The following is a 17790-nucleotide window of genomic DNA, read 5'->3' as shown; positions in this document are numbered from 1 at the left end:
GTGATGCCCTATCCAGTCGGTAGCGTAGAGTATTACGGTGAATGTGCAGTTGCTGACATGTCTGAGCGGCGTCACAATTTAGAGCAAAATACGCTGTTAAGGTTTTTGTCAGTATGCCTTTGGTGTCGTATTCTCGCAGCCGGTCATAGGGTTGGCGTAACTGCTGTGCTTTCCAGGGCGTCTGGAGCACATCATTCATCATAACCGGCAGTTTATGATCCTGATAGAAGAACACTTCTCCTGGCTGACCATGGATACTGCGCAGGGTGAGTTGCGCAGTATCAAAAGATTTTGCCAGACCATCAACGCCACTGAAGTAGTCCCCCAACGCCATTTGAATTGAAAAGTTGCCGGCACTTTTAATGCGTTTGAGCAGTTGATTGATACGACGGGTTTCTGCGCTTTTCGACCAACCCTCCTTGGTCAGAGTGATCGGCTTAAGCACCACGACCTGATTGTCTGATACCGACAGAATACCCACCAGATTATCGCGTTCGGGGTATTCCAGCAGATGCACCAATTGCTGCAGGTGTTCGAGCGATAAGGTGCGATCTTGTTCAGGCACCACATTGACAATGGCGGCCACTCGGGGTTGTGACAGATCCAGCCCGAGCCGCTCGGCGATCGAGACCAATTGAGCGTCATCAAGGCTGGAGCCTTGGATCAGTTGCATCACCAGTTCTTCCCGGTGACGTTTATTCCATTCGATCTGCGACATTAGTGCTGCCTGTTCGACGATGAGTTCGGCGGTCATTTTGACCAGCTCACCATAATGGCGTACCTGCTCGGGGCTCCCCGATACGCCAATCACGCCGATCACTCGCTGCTGGTAGAGGATCGGCAGGTTGATCCCGGGCTTCACCCCTTTGAGCTTGAGCGCGGTGGCGTGATCGATTTCCACGACCCGACATTCGGTGATCGCCAGGACGGCGCCCTCATGCTTGTGATGCAGGCGCTGACGATCTCCCGAGCCAATGATCCGCCCTTGATCGTCCATAACATTTACCGAGTGAGGGATAATCTTCATGGCACGTTCGACAATTTGGCGTGCAATCGTTTCGTTCAGCTGCATGGTTATAGTGGCGTGTTGAATCAGATCCCTCGATAATAGCAGCAATCTACACCCCGCATCGACAGAGAAAAGATGGACTTCGTATTTAAGAAGAACGCCCTGGATGGCAGTTATTACTGCCAGTGTTCCATGGGACACGAAATTGTTGGCCGTTGGCTACAAGAAGAGATTGGTCACGAGATGGCCCGGATTGAACAGGTGATGGCCTTAGTGGCACAGGCCAGATCCGCGCCGGGTGGTGAGCACCGGCTGCTGGGCCGGGAAATCAGCCTGCTGATCAGCGCCGATGAAGTGATCATAGAAGACAATGCACTGGCTCTGAGTGAGTCAGAAGTGCTTCCGGAAGAGTTTGAACTCTATGACAGCGAAAGTGTTGGCTGCTGTGGTTTGGAAGATTTTGAACAATTGATCCGTCAATGGCAGGCATTTATTCACGGCTAATTTGCACAGTCGTGGTGAAATGGGCACCGACTGCCTTATTTTTGGGAACAGGCTGCACCTTATTGGTGCGGCCTGTTTTGTTTTTTATCACTAGTAGATATCAAAGCTTATGTAAAACAAAGAGTTAAAAAGTTGGCACGCACCTTGGATTATTCCCTGCGTAAAGGGACTACAGCTGCAGAGAGGATGCGATGAAACTGATTAATGCGATTATCAAACCCTTCAAACTGGACGATGTGCGAGAAGCACTGGCGGACGTTGGTATTGAAGGTATGACGGTATCGGAAGTGAAAGGCTTCGGCCGTCAAAAGGGGCACACAGAGCTCTACCGTGGTGCAGAATATCAAGTCGATTTTCTCCCCAAGGTCAAACTGGAGATCGCGACTCAGGCCGATAACGTCGACCGCGTGATTGAGGCCATCACTAAAGCCGCCCAGACCGGCAAAATCGGTGACGGGAAAATTTTTGTTTACGACCTCTCACAAGCGGTGCGGATCCGTACTGGCGAGATGGATGCGGAAGCACTTTAAGATTTCAAAGGATTGGAGAGTATCACTATGGAACTTGCAACAACGGTAACGGAGTTACGTTACGCACTGGACACGTTTTTCTTCCTGATTTCAGGGGCGTTAGTTATGTGGATGGCCGCTGGCTTTGCCATGCTTGAAGCGGGTCTGGTGCGTTCAAAGAACACCACAGAAATTCTGACTAAAAACTTTTGCTTATACGCGATTGCCTGCACTATGTACCTGATTGTCGGCTACAACATTATGTACGTTGACAATGGTGAAGGGGGCTGGCTACCGTCACTGGGAACCTTAATTGGCACACAGGCTGACGGCGCGGATCACTCTCTCGAGTCGGATTTCTTCTTCCAGGTTGTGTTCGTCGCAACAGCGATGTCGGTTGTCTCTGGCGCGGTGGCTGAACGCATGAAGCTGTGGACCTTCCTGGTGTTTTCAATGGTATTGACGGCGTTCATTTACCCGATTGAAGGTTATTGGACCTGGGGCGGTGGTTTCTTGTCTGAAGCGGGCTTTAGCGACTTTGCCGGTTCCGGAATTGTGCACATGGCGGGGGCGGCGGCGGCGCTGGCTGGGGTACTGCTGCTTGGCGCGCGTAAAGGTAAATATGGCAAAAACGGTGAGATCTACCCCATTCCGGGCTCAAACATGCCGTTGGCAACACTGGGTACGTTCATCCTGTGGTTTGGCTGGTTCGGTTTCAATGGCGGTTCTCAGCTGATGGTATCGGATTTTGAAAACGCGACCGCCGTCGGTCAGATATTCCTCAATACCAATGCCGCAGCGGCGGCGGGGTCGATTGCTGCTCTGCTGGTGTGCAAAACCACTTGGGGCAAAGCCGACCTGACGATGATTCTTAACGGTGCGTTGGCTGGCCTAGTGGCTATTACCGCGGATCCATTGTCACCAAGCCCGCTGTATTCAGTGGCAATCGGTGCGGTATCGGGTGCGCTGGTGGTCTTCAGTATCGTGGCGCTGGACAAGCTGAAAATCGACGATCCGGTGGGCGCCATTTCGGTGCATGGTGTGTGTGGTTTCTTTGGTCTGATGGTGGTGCCGCTAAGTAACGCGGATGCGAGCTTTGGTTCACAACTACTGGGTGCGGTCGTGATCTTTGCTTGGGTGTTCGGTACCAGCTTACTGGTGTGGGGCGTACTGAAAGCGACGGTGGGTATCCGTGTGTCGGAAGAGGAAGAGCTGGAAGGCATGGACATGCATGACTGTGGTGTCGGTGCGTATCCGGAGTTCGTCACAGCCAAGTAATGTTTAGTTACAAAATACTCAAAAAACCTGCCGACCGAGGCAGGTTTTTTTGTTTTGTGTCATTGTTTTCATCGGTTTCATGCATATAATAACGCAACTGATAAACGTTATCATTACGATGCAAAGGATTTTAGCAATGAAAAAACTGCTCGCTCTTTCAGCGCTGGCATGCGCTGTAACAGCACCGGCTGCGATGGCCGCTGAAGAAGTCAACGTCTACTCATACCGTCAGCCATTCCTGGTTGAACCTATGTTTAAAGAGTTCACCAAAGAAACCGGTATCAAAGTCAACGTGAAGTTTGCCAAGCAGGGCATTGCTGAAAAACTGGCTCAGGAAGGCGAATACAGCCCGGCTGATGTACTGTTGACTGTCGATATCAGCCGTTTGGCGGATCTGTCTAACCGCGGTCTGGTACAGCGTGTTGACAGCGACGTGATTGAAGCGAATGTACCGGCGCAGTACCAGGACAAAGAAAACCAGTGGTTTGCGCTGACGACTCGTACGCGCAGCGTGTATTCATCACGCGACCGTGTGGGCAAACTGGGCGATGATTTCACTTACGAAGATCTGGCCAAGCCAGAATTCAAAGGCAAAATCTGTACTCGCAGTGGTAAGCACCCATACAATGTTTCTCTGGTATCGGCGATGATCGCTCACCACGGTGAAGCGGAGACTAAGACTTGGCTGGAAGGTGTGAAAGCCAACCTGGCGCGCAAACCTCAGGGCAACGACCGTGCTCAGGTAAAAGCGATCAAAGAAGGCCTGTGTGATGTGTCACTGGGTAACAGCTACTACCTGGGTAAAATGATCAACGATAAAGAGCAGAAAGCGTGGGCTGATGCGGTTTACATTAACTTCCCGAACCAGAATACCACAGGTACGCACGTGAATATTTCGGGTATGGCGATGGCTAAATACGCACCGAACCGTGAAAACGCGCTGAAGCTGATGGAATTTTTGACGGCTGACACAGCGCAGCACATGTACGCAGAAGTGAACTTCGAATACCCGGTTAAACCAGGTGTGAAACGTTCTGATCTGGTTGCATCGTGGGGCGATTTTAAAGCTGACACCATCTCCCTGGACGATATCGCTTCTCACCACGAAGCGGCAATTCGTCTTTTGGATGAGGTCAAGTTTGACCTTTAATTGAAATCAGGGGTATAACTGTACCCCTGATGATTAAAGGGACATGAGATGTATTTGCAACCGCATTTATGTGTCATCCAGCCTTGCTGTAATTAGGCGAATGAAAGAAAAGAACCTCTTATGGAAAACCAGTAGTGTGGGCTTAGCCCTGCTGCTGGTTTTGCCGATCTTAGCGATCTTCTACACCGCACTGGGCGACACGGATGATATTTTCTCACATCTGATATCGACCGTGATGCCCACCTATACCTTCAACACAGTCGCTTTGGCGCTCGGGGTGATGGCGTTGAGCTTGCTCTTCGGTATCCCAAGTGCCTGGCTGATGGCGATGTGCCGCATGCCGGGTGAGCGCGTGCTGCAGTGGGCGCTGGTGTTACCTCTGGCGATGCCGGCCTACATTGTCGGTTACATCTATACCGACTGGTTTGACTTTGCCGGACCAATCCAGATCTGGCTGCGTGACATCACGGGCTGGGGCCCCGGGGAATACTGGTTCCCGGATATCCGCACTTTGCCCGGCGCCATTACCGTGCTGGCATTGGTTTTGTACCCGTATATTTATCTGTTGTGTCGCGCCGCCTTCATGGAGCAAAACGTCTCTTTGCTGCAGTCTGCCCGTTTGCTTAAGTGCTCTCCGTGGGAAAGCTTTTGCCGTATTTCCATGCCGTTGGTGCGTCCGTCCATGGCGGTGGGCTTGTCATTGGTGGCGATGGAAACCATCGGTGATTTTGGTACGGTGAATTACTTTGCGGTCAACACCCTGACCACTGCGGTTTACGATACCTGGATGGGCATGTCGAGCCTGACCGCGGCTGCCAAAATTTCCGCTATTATGCTGGTGTTTGTGATTGCTTTGCTCAGCGCTGAGCGATACAGTCGGCGACGACAGAAGCTGTTCCAGAGTCAGTTCAGCAGTCATGAAGATTTTCGTTATACGCTGCATGGCTGGCGCAAGTGGCTGGCGGTGATCTGGTGTTGGGGCATTGTCAGTGCGGCATTCATTCTGCCACTTTTGCAGTTGTGCAGTTACGCATATACCTATTTTGCCCAGAGCTGGACTGCAGAGTTTCGCCAGTACGCGCTCAACAGCTTGCAGGTCTCAACACTGGCGGCGCTGGTGGGGGTGGCCGTGGCATTGGTGGTGAATTTCTTCCACCGCCTGCAGCCACAGCGGCTCAGTCTCGCCTCGATGCGCTTTTCATCGATGGGCTACGCAGTACCGGGTACGGTGCTGGCGATTGGTATCATGGTTCCGGTACTGGCGATGGATCATCTGGTCAACGACGTGGCCAAAGCGATGCAATGGGGACGGCCGGGGTTGATCTTCTCCGGCTCGATGTTTGCTCTGGTGTTTGCCATGGTGGTGCGTTTTGCCGCCGTGGCGATTGGCAGTATCGAAAGCAGCCTGAGCAAAGTCTCTCCGTCGCTGGATATGGCGTCACGGACCATGGGCTGCAACGCCAATCAGATGTTGCGCCGGGTGCACTTACCGCTGATACGCCGTGGTGCACTGATTGCGGCATTGTTGGTGTTCATGGAATCGATGAAAGAACTCAATGCGGCGCTGCTGCTGCGCCCCTTTAACTTTGAAACGCTGGCGACATACGTTTATAACTATGCGTCGGATGAGCATCTGGAGCTGGCAGCAATGCCGGCGGTACTTCTGGTTCTGGTGGGCCTCATCCCACTGGTTGTCGTAAACCGTTCACTGGAGCAACCTCACTGATGAGCTGTGCACTGTCGATTGAAAATCTTACCTGTAAGTACGAAGAGCAAACGGTTCTGGAGGCTTTGTCGCTCGATGTTTGTCATGGCGAGATCGTGTGTCTGCTCGGCGCCAGTGGTTGTGGCAAAACCACGTTGCTGAAAGCCATTGCGGGGCTGTTACCACTCAGTGCCGGTGTGATGAAACTCAATCAGAGCGTCATTGATGACGGACAAACCTGGCTGGCACCGGAAGCGCGCAATATCGGTATGATCTTTCAGGATTATGCGCTGTTTCCCCATTTGACGGTGGCGCAGAACATTGCGTTTGGCCTCAAAGGCAACAATGCGAAAATGCAGGCGGATAAAGTGTCGGAAATGCTGGGCTTAGTCCACTTGAGTGGTTACGAAGAACGGTATCCGCATCAGTTGTCCGGCGGCCAGCAACAACGGGTGGCCATAGCCCGCTCACTGGCTTACAAACCTGATCTATTGCTGCTTGATGAACCGTTTTCCAACATCGATACCCAGGTTCGTCATGAACTGATTGCGGAAATTCGCAAAATTTTCAAACAGCAGGGGGTGACGGCGATATTCGTGACCCACAGTCGTGAAGAGGCGTTTGCCTTTGCCGATAAGATGGCGGTGATGAATCACGGCGTGATCGAACAGTACGGTACGGCTGCAGAGCTGTACTATCAACCGTCAAGCAAGTTTGTGGCTGATTTTCTCGGCGGAGGCAGCTACCTGAAAGCGACTCGTTACTCGGACACTGAATTTGCAACTGAACTCGGTTTAATTGAAGCCACAGCGCAAACTGAGATCACCCCTGGCCAGGGGTGTGAGTTGTTGCTCAGACCACAGCACATCCAGGTGGCGCGTGCAGAAGAGAGCAGTATCCGGGTCGTGGAACAACAGTTCATGGGCGATCATTGCCGCTACGTGATTGACGTGAATGGCGGGAAACTGCTCGCAACGTCCTCCCAGCCGCTGGCAGTCGGAATGCCGGTTACGGTGAAAGTCGATACCCAGGGTGTGTTGGCATTCTGAGCCCAACAGCCCGGAAAACCGGGCTGTGTGGTTTGCTTAGCGCAGAGATAAAAACGCTTTCATCTGAGCCAGCACTGACTCGGCGCTGGCCTTGTCTTCCATTTCTGCGAAGATGCGCAGTAACGGTTCCGTGCCTGAGAAGCGGGCAATAACCCAGCCGCCGCAGCGAAAATATACTTTTGCGCCATCGTCATAACTGACGCGCTCTACCTCATAACCAAACTCAGGCAACAACTTGTCGACATAAATTTTGTTGTACAGCGCCTGTTTCTGATCAGGTTTAAAGGTGCAATCGCCTTCGGCGGTATAGGCGTATCCGTAACGCTGGTAAATTTCTCCCAACAGTTCAGACAGCTTCTTCCCGGTCACCGAGATCATTTCCACCAGCAGGCTGGAGGCAAACACGCCATCTTTGCCTTTGATGTGGCCACGAATGGTGAGTCCGCCTGAGCTCTCACCGCCGATCAACGCGTCATCGGCTTCCATTTGAGAGCTGATATGCTTGAAACCGACCGGAACTTCAAAGCTGCGTTCACCATGGTCGGCGGCGATTTTATCCAGCAGGTGGGTGGTGGCGATGTTGCGTACTACAGAGCCAGACCAGCCTTTGTATTCCAGTAGATAGAAATACAACAGGATCAGCACTTCATTAGGGTGAATAAAGTTGCCTTTTTCGTCAATGATACCAAGGCGGTCGGCATCCCCATCGGTGCCAATACCAATATCGTAACCCTCTGCCGCGACCAGATGTTTCAGTCGGTAGAGCGTGGCAGCGCTGGGCGATGGCATCAGGCCACCAAAATCCGGATTCTTGCCATCGTTGATCACGTCGACATCGCAACGGCCGTTGATCAGCACGGTCTGCAGGGCGTTTTTGGCCACACCGAACATCGGGTCGATCAGCACCCGCAGATTGGCGTTTTTGATCGCTTCAATGTCGATGAAGTCGATGATCGAGTCCACAAATTCGTTCATCGGATTGATCGGCACGATATGCCCTTGTGCCACGGCGTGTTCAAACTCGCTGCTGCGTACATCCCCAGCACGCAATACGGCAACCTGTTGCTCGATTTTCTGTGTGATCACCTCATCGGCGTCCCGACCTCCGTCGATAAACACCTTGATGCCGTTGTAGTCTGCCGGGTTGTGCGAAGCGGTGATGCAGGCGGAATAAGCACATTGCATCTGCTTGGCTTTGAACATCACCACCGGAGTCGGCACAAATTTATTGATGAAGCTGACGGTGATCCCGTTACCAGCCAGCACTTCAGCAAACCAGCGTCCAGCCTTGTCGGACAAAAAACGCCGGTCGTAGCCGATAACAAAGCCCCGCTCAGCGACCTGCTCCTGATGAATGATGTTGGCCAGCGCCTGCGCGACCAGGCGTACGTTGTCTTTGGTGAACTCTTCGCCGATAAAGGCGCGCCAGCCACCGGTTCCAAACTGAATCATGTTGCGTCCCTCACGCAAGCGGGCGCCCCAACAGCGCCCAGTATTATTAACCGAGTACCACAACCACCTGGTTGTCACTGCCTTGAGCCTGTGGCGGAATGCGGCCCTGAATTGGCGCCCCGTTGAGAGTGATCGACTTGACGCCTTTGCTGACATGATCAGGGTTCTCGACCTGAATATGGTAAGTGGCGCCGCGCCATTGACGTGTCACTTCAAAGCCTGGCCAGTCCGATGGAATACACGGGTCGACACTCAGACCAGTGAAGCCGCTCTGTACGCCGAGAATGTAGTTAGTGACAGCGAAATACGCCCAACCAGAGGTACCGGTCAGCCATGGGTGGTTGGCACGGCCGTGATCCTGATGGTCGCGGCCCATAATGAACTGCACATAGGAGTAGGGCTCTGCGATACGTTTTTCGATGATGTCATTCTGATTGTATGGATTGAGCGCGTCATAGAACTTCATCGCTCGGTCACCGCGTCCCAGCTTGGTTTCTGCCACCCATGCCCAAGGGTTCGGATGCGAGAAAATCGCGCCATTTTCTTTCACGCCCTGGTACACGCGGGTGACAAAGCCGATGTCATCATTCGGCGTCGAGAACGATGGTGCATTAAGGTGCAGACCGTAGGGCGAGAACAGGTGTTCATCCACCGCGTCCATGGCTTGTTCGCCCCGCTCCTGAGAAGCCAGCCCGGAGAGCACGGCTAAGGTGTTGGATTCCAGATGAACTCGGCCTTCCTGTTGCTGCGCGGTGCCAATCTTGTCTCCGTTCTTGGTCAGGCCACGGATGTACCAGCCACCTTCGTCGTCCCATAAGTGGGTTTCACATGCTTCACGAACGTTGGCCGCCATCTCAGTGTAGGTGTTTACGTCTTGGTCTTTGCCCAGGAACTTCGCCAGATCAATGAATTCCTGCAACGCCCAGAAATGCAGGAATGACACCATTGAAGACTCGCCACCGCCAAGGTTGAGACAGTCGTTCCAGTCGGCGCGCAGGCCTTTGCAGATTCCGGTTTGGCCCACGTATTCAGCGGAAAAATCCAGTGCGGCTTTCATGTGCTCGTACACGCTGGCTTCGCCGCCGTCAGCGTAAGGAATCATCTGCTCAAAGAACGACGTTTCACCGGTCTCCATCACGTATTTACAAATGGTCGGGATCAGCCACAGGTGATCGTCCGAGCAGGTGTCTTTGATGCCGTGGATCTTGTCTTCATCTGACGGTGTCGGGACCACTGTCGGCGATTTGGATGGGGCCACGTCTTCTTTCTCCGGATCGAACCAGTCTGGATCAAACAGGTGTAACCCGTAACCGGCTTTCACCTGACCACGCAACAAATCCACGATACGCTTGCGTGTCATCTCCGGGTTGGCATGCGGGACGGATATCGCGTCTTGCGCGGTATCGCGGTAACCCAGCCCCGTGCGCCCACCGACTTCAATAAAAGAAGCAAACCGCGACCAAACCACACAGGTTTCTGCCTGATACAGCGTCCAGGCGTTGATCATGGTATCAAGCCCTTGGTTAGGCGACTTCACCTGAAACTTAGCGCAGCGCTCGTCCCAGTGAGCTTTGATCGCCGCAAATGCGGCATCGATGTTCGCAACGTCTTGGTAATGTTCACGCAGACGCTCGCCGTTGCCTTTTCCTATTCCCAGAATGTAAGCAAAACGGATCTCTTCACCCGGCTGGAGAGTGAATTGCTTGTGCAATGAGCCACAATGGTTGTAGCAGGTTTGGGCGCTGTTGGAACAGCGGCCTTGTTCCACCGCCAGTGGGTTGGCTTCGTCGCGGTACAGACCGAGGAAGCGGTCGCGCTGACCGTCATACGAATCCGGATCAAACGTCGACGCCAGATAGTAAAAGCCCTCAAAATCGTCGGTGTTGTAATAGAGGTCGTATTCGATCAATCCCGGGCGGTACGCGGTGCCGGCGGAGTACAGTGACATCTGATGATTCTGGTTGTCGGACTGAATGTGGCTGAACGAAAACTCCACAAACGAAAACGCACTGATGGTGCGCACCTGACCAGAGGTGTTTTTAATCACGACGTCCCAGATTTCCGCGTCTTCGCCTTTGGGTACAAACAGGGTTTTACGGGCATGAATGCCGTTGTAGTCGCACTGGAATTTGGAGTATGAGAGGCCGTGACGTATCTGATACTGCGCCTCGTCGAGACTTTTGGCGACCGGTTGCCAGGAGATCGACCAGTAATCGCCACTGTCATCATCACGCAGATACACATAGTGTCCGGGACGGTCAAAGGTGGCGTTTGGGCGGAATTTGGTTACCCGGTTGTATTCCGGTGAGTTATAGAACGAATAACCGCCTGCGTTGTGAGAGATCACGGTACAGAATTTTTCGGTGCCCAGATAGTTGGTCCAGGGCGCCGGAACATCCGGGCGGGTAATGACGTATTCACGATTGTCATTATCGAAATAGCCGTATTTCATTGTATTTTCCTTTTGCCTGAGCCGCCTGATGGCGGCTGCTCAATGCGAGTAAAACGGGTGAGTGTACGCACTCGAAGCGATGTCGTTACTTCCACGGAGTTCGGTAGCCGATGCTTTGCTTGTCCAGCAATGGAAGATGGCCTTTAAGCCGCGACAGATAGTCTTGCCAGTCGCGCTGGGGTTTGTCGGTCCAGCAGGCTTCGGCCAGCGCGGTCAGACGCGGAAACAACATGTAATCCATGCGTGGCTGGTCGATAACCAATTCACACCACAGTGCACACTGAATGCCCAGGATACGTTTGCGGAGCGGATCGCTGTCCGGGATGTCTGCCAGCGGTTCATACTGATAGGCGGTTTGCAGTGGGATGACCGCTGCCCAGTCAACCCCGGGCTCTTCCGGTGCGTAATCCTGTGCCATATCCAGGTAGGTCGATTGACCGGGTTGCAGAATGACGTCAAACCCTTGTTTGGCGCAGTTCAACGCGGCATCTTCGCTCAGCCATGAATAAATCACGGTGTCCTTGCTGACTTTGTCGCCGTGCTGTGCTTCTTCCCAGCCCACCATGCGTTTGCCAAGCGATTTGAGCTTCTGCTCGGCATAGCGCAGCAAATGGCCCTGTAGCTCTTTGGCATCGCGGTAGCCGTGTTGCTCCATCAGTGCCTGACATTTCGGACTGTCTACCCAGACCCCGTTTGGCACTTCATCTGCGCCAATGTGTACCCAGGGGGATGGGAACAACTGCGCGACTTCTTCCAGTACCTGGTCGAGAAACTGATAGGTGCCGGGCAGGGCAGGGTTGAGCACGTTGTCGTTGTAATGCTGTATGCTGCGGTATTGACTGCGGTCCGCCTCATCTACCAGCAGCTCAGGCAGGGCTTTGATTGCGGCGCGGCAGTGACCAGGGACATCAATTTCAGGGATCACGGTGATTCCGCGCTCGGCGGCGTACGCGACCACCTGACGGATCTCATCCTGGCTGTAAAACCCGCCGACTCGTTGGGTCAACTGGCTGAACTGAGGCTGCAGAGCTTCGTTCTGACCCCGCCAGGCGCCGAGCCTGGTCAGCTCTGGAAACGCTGTGATCTCGAGGCGCCAACCTTCATCGTCGGTCAGATGCCAGTGAAAAGTGTTGAACTTGTAGTGAGCCAGTTGATTGATGAGACGTTTGACCCGCTGCGTCGGTGCAAAATGACGTGCGCAGTCCAGCATCATGCCGCGGTAGCGAAAGCGTGGTGTGTCTTTGATTTTGACGTACGGCACTCTGGTGCAGTCCGGCTGGGTTTGCACCAGTTGCAACAAGGTGGCACTGGCATGAACAAAGCCACTGGCAGAGCCAGCTTCGAGCAGAATGCCCGTCGAGCCGACCGTCAACTGATATTCCGCTTCGTCCAGCGTCGGATTGGTGCGATATACCAGGTCGCCTTTACCGATGGGACTGAGCGACAGATCATGTAAACGAGTGAGTTCCTCTTGTAACCAGACTGCGGCGTTTTCCGCTAAGCGAGACTGAACCGTGATTTGGCTGTTGCTGGCGAGGGGATAATAGCCTTCAAATTGCTCAACGTTGTTCGGCCTTGGCAGCAGCGCCAATGTGGCGGTGTCTGTTTCTGGTATCTGGCTGCGCTCCCGGTAGGGAGTGGCCAGTGCGAGCGGGGTGACCGTCACCGGATAGTGCTGATCGCCCACACACAGCAACGCATCTTTCAGCCCATCGGTGTAAAAACGCAGCGGAGCGGTGTTGATACTGAATTCGCAGTAAAAGTGCTGGTTGGCGGGCAGAGTTTGGACAGCGGGTGTCAGAGTGCAGAAACTGCCGATCTGTTCGATACTGCCCGGCGCGACGCTATCGGGCAGAATGAAGCGATCCACAATAAATTGCAGCGTCCAGTGATGCAGGTCCTGATCACTGAGATTGTGCAGGGTCAGACCAAAACGGCAGTACTGTTTGTGCTCTGACAGCACTGCCAGGTCCACTCGATAATTCATACGTAACGTCCTAATAGAGGTTATGCTTGGGTTTACCGGCCATCATCAGTGCGCCTTCAATTGCGTCGGCTTGTGGCGCGACAATCCATTGCTGAACGGGCGGCGACAGCCAGGCCAGAATCCGTTCAGCGATGCTGCCCATCAGGCAAATTCGCACGGCCCCTTTGCGGTTGAGAGCTATAAGATACATTTCAATGTCGGCGGCGGTTTGTTTGAGCATATCGATAGCCAGCTCATCGCCTTGGCCGGCGTATTGGAAAATGGCTGGGGAGAACTGACCGTAATCACGTGGCAGAGCGGCTTTCGACCACTCAACGATTTGATCGATGTCCTGATCAAACTGCGCCATGACGTGATCGCACAATGGTGTTTTGGGCCGGATACCGTCTTCTGCCAACAACACTTGCTGGATAAGCCGGAGTCCCATGACGGCCCCGCCGCCCTGATCGGAAATGGGAAACTCCCGCCCTCCGACCACGGTCTGCTCACCGTTGTGTAACAGGATGCCGCACGAACCGGTGCCGGCGATCATGATGGCACCGCTGTCACCTTTGTGTGCGCCCAGGCAAGCCCCGTACGCGTCGGTGTTGAGTGTCAGGCTGGCAAACGGGTGAGAAGCGGCCATCAGAGCATGCCAGGATGCCCGGTGTTCGGCGCCCGCCAGTGCCAGGCCAACGTGCATTGCAGGAAAATCGCTTGGTGTAAGGCCTCCTTGGCGCGCCGCCTGAGTGATGGCCTGCGTGATCGATGTCATGGCAACGTCCACGCCGAGCATGATGTTGGCGCTGCCGCTTTTGGCTTCGCCGATCAGGTGGCCGGCCGCATCGCGGATCCGTGCACGGCACGAGGTGCCTCCACCATCGATCCCAACCCAGTATGTTGTCATGCTTGTTGCTCCTGTTGTGGTGTGTTTAGGTCAACTAATTGGCTGATGATTGCCAGCAGGTACCAAGCGCCATGCGGAATCCATTGCTCGCCCCAGCGCCAGTTCTGCAGCAGGTCATCTTTTTGTCCCGGTGGATTGAAGGCAATGTCCTGTTCATCGTCAAACCCGGCGGTGATTCCGTTGCAGATCCCACCTTTGGCGTTATAAAAACCATACTCCGGCAGATAGTCAGGATTATTACGTCCGTGTCCGTCGAGCATGCACATGTCATACGGGTTCAGACCGACAATCCAGTTGAGCGCGTTGTGCGCCAGTGAACGCATCTGCTGGTTGAGTGGGGCCGCCAGAAAAGGCTGAGCGCGCAGCGCCATGACTGCGAGCGAGGCGAGGCGGGCGTTTTCTCCCTGCCACCAATAACCGCTTTCGTTGCGATGCGCGACAAAGAAGGCGCTGCGTTTGTCGCCGTCCACCGATTTCACATACTGACGCGGATAGCCAAACGGGTTGTTTACTTCCTCGCTGATGGTGTGCTCAAACTGACAGGCCTGTTGAACGGTTTGCCGGATTGGCTGTTGATATTGACGGTCGTCCTCGATAGCAAGGTATTCACACAGCGCCAATACCGGAAGGCCCGCTTCTGCCGCGTGAAAGTAAGGGCGACTGCCATCGTGATTGGCGGACCAAAAGTGGTGGAAACGTGCGTCACTGAGCTGACGCGCGGCTAATCGCTGTGCCCACTCGCGGCTCTGTGCGAGGTAACGGTGGTCTGAGGTGGTGCGGTAAAGCTCGACTGCGGCAAGCAACGCACAGTATTCATCAATGATGTTTTCCGTACCGTCGTTGAGGTAGTCAAGGTTGTGCTCTTTGAGGTGCCAGTAGCCGCGCTCGGCCCGTTCAAGGTAGTCTGTCTGACGGTATTCGCCATGGGTATCAAGACGTGCCGCAGCCGCCAGTGCCGCCACTGCCACACCGCCGCCCTGACGGAAACCGGCCTGAAAATCGTCTGATTTATGCCCAAGCTGAGCCGCGTAGGCACAGATCTCGCGCTGTTCGATGTCTTTGCTCCACTTGTCAAAAACCGTCATGTAGAAAAAGCCGTTCGGATTTTGCATTCGCACCAGAAAGTCGGCACCAAACAGCGCTTCGTCGATCAGCCGAGTGCGAGAGAAGGGAGCGACATCGACTTGTCCGTTCAGCAGTTCCAGCCCTTTAAGCATGTTCCACACCACCATTGGGATCTGCTGAGGGTTGAGGTAGTTGGCGTACGACAAGTGACTTAAATATTTGCTGACATCGCCGGAAGCGTCGTACCAACCGCCGTGCACATCGACAGTGGATGATGTGCCCAGCAGCGGTACTTGCTTATCCTGGGCATCAAAAATGCCGCTACAGCGTTGTGACTTAAAGTAGTGTAAGACGTCGGAGAACGTTTGTTGCATCAGTAACGCGTGACCAATTTCAAATACGGCAGAACGGCTCTCTCCTACGCGCAGGTAATACTGTCCCGGTGCCGTTATGCCGGAGAAATCAATCTGATAGAAATTGCCCTGATGCCAGTTGTCTACACTGCCGGTCGCGTGCAACGGACACTGCTGCACCGTTTGATGCGTGTGGGCATCAAGCAAAACTGCAGTCGTTTCAGGCAGGCTGGCCTGCCGAGTCATCAGAATGGCCTGTTTCGGGCCGTGCATTTCGTAACCAATGTGGTTGGTCAAAAGCTGCATGCAAAATCTCCGCTAATCTGGGTTATCGCGGCGGCCAGGTGACCCCGGTCCGCTGGAGCTTAGTTTTCGTATAAATAACAACGCACAAAGTGGTTGTCGGACAATTGCGTGACCGCAGGCAGTTTTTCGCGACACTTATCGCTGACGTGCAGGCAGCGCCCGGCAAATGGACAACCGACCGAGTCGGGGGTCCAGAGCGGGATTTCACCTTTGTTGCCTTTGAGCTTTTCGTGGATCGATTTGCTCGGATCCGGCACCGCAGACACCAACAACTGGGTGTAAGGGTGCTGCGGCGCATGGATGATCTCTTCCGTGTCTCCCCATTCGACCATATGGCCGACGTACATCACCGCCAGATCTTCGGCAATGTAGCGCGCGGTGGCGATGTCATGAGTGATGTAAAGCAGCGACATCTGCTTTTCAAATTTCATCTCTTCCATCAGGTTGAGCACCCCGGCCCGGATCGATACGTCCAGCATTGACGTGGGTTCATCGGCCAACACGACTTCTGCGCCGACGGCGATGTTGCGCGCAAGATTAACCCGCTGACGTTGTCCGCCGGACAGCTGGTGCGGGTATTTGGCGGCGGTTTCTTTGGGTGGGATCAGGCCAACTTGTTCCAGCAAATCATGCACCCGCTCCTCGAGCTCTTTTTTGTTGCCTGGCTTGATCTTTTTGTGGATCAGTAATGGGCGGGCGATGTGGTGGAAAATATTGTGCGTGGGGTTCAGCGAGCCAAACGGATCCTGCCACACCATTTGCACTCCTTCGCGGTAGTGCATCAGATCGGCCTTGGCACTGATGGTTTGGATGTCACGCCCGCGGTACTCAATCGCGCCTGAGGTCGGGGCATACATTTTGGCGATCATCTTAGCAGTGGTGGATTTGCCCGAACCGGACTCACCCACCACGGACAAGCCGCGGCTTTTGTACATTTTGAATGACACGTCGTTGATCGCCCGCATCATAGGTTGTTTGAGGGCGTTGCTGTTGATGGGAAAATCTTTCACTAAGTTTTTCCCTTCGATCAGTAACTCACCAAATTCATTGCTCATAATTGTCTCCGGAAATCGTAATACGGCTGCTGGTGGTGGTTGATCTAGAGTTTCGTATGAGCAATTGGCTCACCGTACAGGTGGCAATTGGAGAAACGGCTAGGCTCAATCTGACGCAGTGTAGTCGGCACACGCGTACAGGCTTCATGCACCCGGTCGCAACGGGCCTGAAAGCGACAACCTTGTGGAATATCCAGCAGGTTCAATGGGTTACCCGGAATACCGGTCAGTTTGGTTTTCGGCCCCGTCAACGGCGGGAACGAGCTACCCAGTCCTTTGGTGTAAGGGTGATACGGGCTTTCCAGAATTTGTTTGGATGGTGCGATTTCGATCAGTTCACCGGAGTACATGATGCCAATGCGATCGGAGAACTCGACCATCAGTGACAGATCGTGGGTGATGAATAGGATCGAGAAGCCGAACTCTTCTTTGAGCGCATAGATCTTTTGCAGGATTTCACGTTGGACCACCACATCAAGGGCGGTGGTCGGTTCATCCATGATGATCATTTTCGGATTGAGTGCCAGGGCGATCGCGATCACCAGACGCTGGCGCATTCCGCCGGAAAACTGGTGCGGGTAGTCGGTCAGGCGGCTTGGGTGGATATCTACGATTTCCAGCAGGCCTTCCGCCCGGCGTCTGGCGTGTTCTCGGGTCATGTCGGTATGGCGCATGATCACATCGCAGAACTGCTCTTCCATCGTCAGTACCGGGTTGAGCGCGTTCATTGCACTTTGAAAGACCATCGACATTTCGCTCCAACGAAACGATTGCATGCGCTGATCGCTGTATTGCAGGATGTCTTCGCCGTTGAAGATCACCTGACCGCCGGTAATGAATGCGGGTGGCTTGTGCAGGCGCATCAGGGAAAAGGCGACGGTCGATTTTCCGCAGCCGGACTCGCCAGCCAGGCCAAACACTTCACCCGGTGCGAGGTCAAAGCTGACGTTATTGCAAGCGCGTACGTCCCCCGCATCGGTAATGTAGTCCACGCAAAGGTTGCGAATTGATATCAGTGGTGCAGTCATCG

General features: G+C 54.0%; 14 protein-coding genes. 6 read left to right on the top strand and 8 right to left on the bottom strand.

Translation table 11 applies throughout. From position 1 onward, the window contains the following. Positions 1 to 1072 (bottom strand): sugar diacid recognition domain-containing protein (locus tag CAG65_RS01820; protein ID WP_161451770.1); only part of this gene is annotated, 1072 nt, incomplete at its 3' end. A gap of 72 nt (positions 1073 to 1144) precedes the next feature. On the opposite strand from CAG65_RS01820, the gene CAG65_RS01815 reads away from it, so the two are divergent. The 6 genes from CAG65_RS01815 to CAG65_RS01790 all read left to right on the top strand — a co-directional run bounded on the left by CAG65_RS01815 (position 1145) and on the right by CAG65_RS01790 (position 7204). Then, positions 1145 to 1513 carry a YacL family protein gene (locus CAG65_RS01815; protein ID WP_161451768.1) on the top strand — a complete coding sequence of 123 codons (369 nt, stop codon included), beginning with the start codon at positions 1145 to 1147 and terminating at the stop codon, positions 1511 to 1513. 191 nt (positions 1514 to 1704) lie between these two features. Beyond that, the gene (locus tag CAG65_RS01810) at positions 1705 to 2043 is read left to right on the top strand and encodes a P-II family nitrogen regulator (protein WP_021705722.1); all 339 of its coding nucleotides are present in this window, start codon (positions 1705 to 1707) and stop codon (positions 2041 to 2043) included. A 27-nt stretch (positions 2044 to 2070) separates the two neighbouring features. Next, entirely contained in the window at positions 2071 to 3300 is a 1230-nt protein-coding gene (locus tag CAG65_RS01805) for an ammonium transporter (RefSeq protein ID WP_021705721.1), read from the top strand. Positions 3301 to 3436: 136 nt separating this feature from the next. Beyond that, entirely contained in the window at positions 3437 to 4450 is a 1014-nt protein-coding gene (locus tag CAG65_RS01800) for a Fe(3+) ABC transporter substrate-binding protein (RefSeq protein WP_161451766.1), read from the top strand. A 100-nt stretch (positions 4451 to 4550) separates the two neighbouring features. Beyond that, entirely contained in the window at positions 4551 to 6176 is a 1626-nt protein-coding gene (locus CAG65_RS01795; RefSeq protein WP_161451764.1) for an ABC transporter permease, read from the top strand. Beyond that, positions 6176 to 7204, top strand: coding sequence for an ABC transporter ATP-binding protein (locus CAG65_RS01790; RefSeq protein WP_161451762.1), 1029 nt, complete (start codon positions 6176 to 6178; stop codon positions 7202 to 7204). Before CAG65_RS01795 ends, CAG65_RS01790 begins: the two co-directional genes overlap by 1 nt. Positions 7205 to 7240: 36 nt before the next feature. Here CAG65_RS01790 and CAG65_RS01785 read toward each other — a convergent pair whose 3' ends face one another. The 7 genes from CAG65_RS01785 to CAG65_RS01755 form a co-directional block, all read right to left on the bottom strand. Then, positions 7241 to 8656, bottom strand: a complete 1416-nt coding sequence (locus CAG65_RS01785; RefSeq protein ID WP_040902715.1) for a phosphoglucomutase/phosphomannomutase family protein — start codon at positions 8654 to 8656, stop codon at positions 7241 to 7243. Between the two features lie 46 nt (positions 8657 to 8702). After that, positions 8703 to 11108, bottom strand: a complete 2406-nt coding sequence (locus tag CAG65_RS01780; RefSeq protein ID WP_161451760.1) for a GH36-type glycosyl hydrolase domain-containing protein — start codon at positions 11106 to 11108, stop codon at positions 8703 to 8705. 85 nt (positions 11109 to 11193) lie between these two features. After that, positions 11194 to 13095: a beta-N-acetylhexosaminidase gene (locus CAG65_RS01775; protein WP_161451758.1), complete on the bottom strand. Its 1902-nt coding sequence runs from the start codon at positions 13093 to 13095 to the stop codon at positions 11194 to 11196. Between the two features lie 10 nt (positions 13096 to 13105). Beyond that, on the bottom strand, positions 13106 to 13981 hold the full coding sequence (locus tag CAG65_RS01770) for an N-acetylglucosamine kinase (RefSeq protein WP_161451756.1): 876 nt from the start codon (positions 13979 to 13981) through the stop codon (positions 13106 to 13108). Continuing rightward, a complete protein-coding gene (locus CAG65_RS01765) occupies positions 13978 to 15705 on the bottom strand; it encodes a glycoside hydrolase family 9 protein (protein WP_161451755.1) in 1728 nt (575 codons plus the stop codon). Before CAG65_RS01765 ends, CAG65_RS01770 begins: the two co-directional genes overlap by 4 nt. A 59-nt stretch (positions 15706 to 15764) precedes the next feature. Next, entirely contained in the window at positions 15765 to 16760 is a 996-nt protein-coding gene (locus tag CAG65_RS01760) for an ABC transporter ATP-binding protein (protein WP_021705712.1), read from the bottom strand. 44 nt (positions 16761 to 16804) lie between these two features. Beyond that, positions 16805 to 17788 carry an ABC transporter ATP-binding protein gene (locus CAG65_RS01755; protein WP_161451753.1) on the bottom strand — a complete coding sequence of 328 codons (984 nt, stop codon included), beginning with the start codon at positions 17786 to 17788 and terminating at the stop codon, positions 16805 to 16807. Positions 17789 to 17790 lie beyond the last annotated feature (2 nt).

Source organism: Vibrio sp. V39_P1S14PM300, assembly GCF_009904765.1.
Lineage (GTDB): Bacteria > Pseudomonadota > Gammaproteobacteria > Enterobacterales > Vibrionaceae > Vibrio > Vibrio proteolyticus.
Note: the sequence above shows the minus strand (reverse complement) of the source record. Positions and strands in the feature narration are given on the sequence as shown.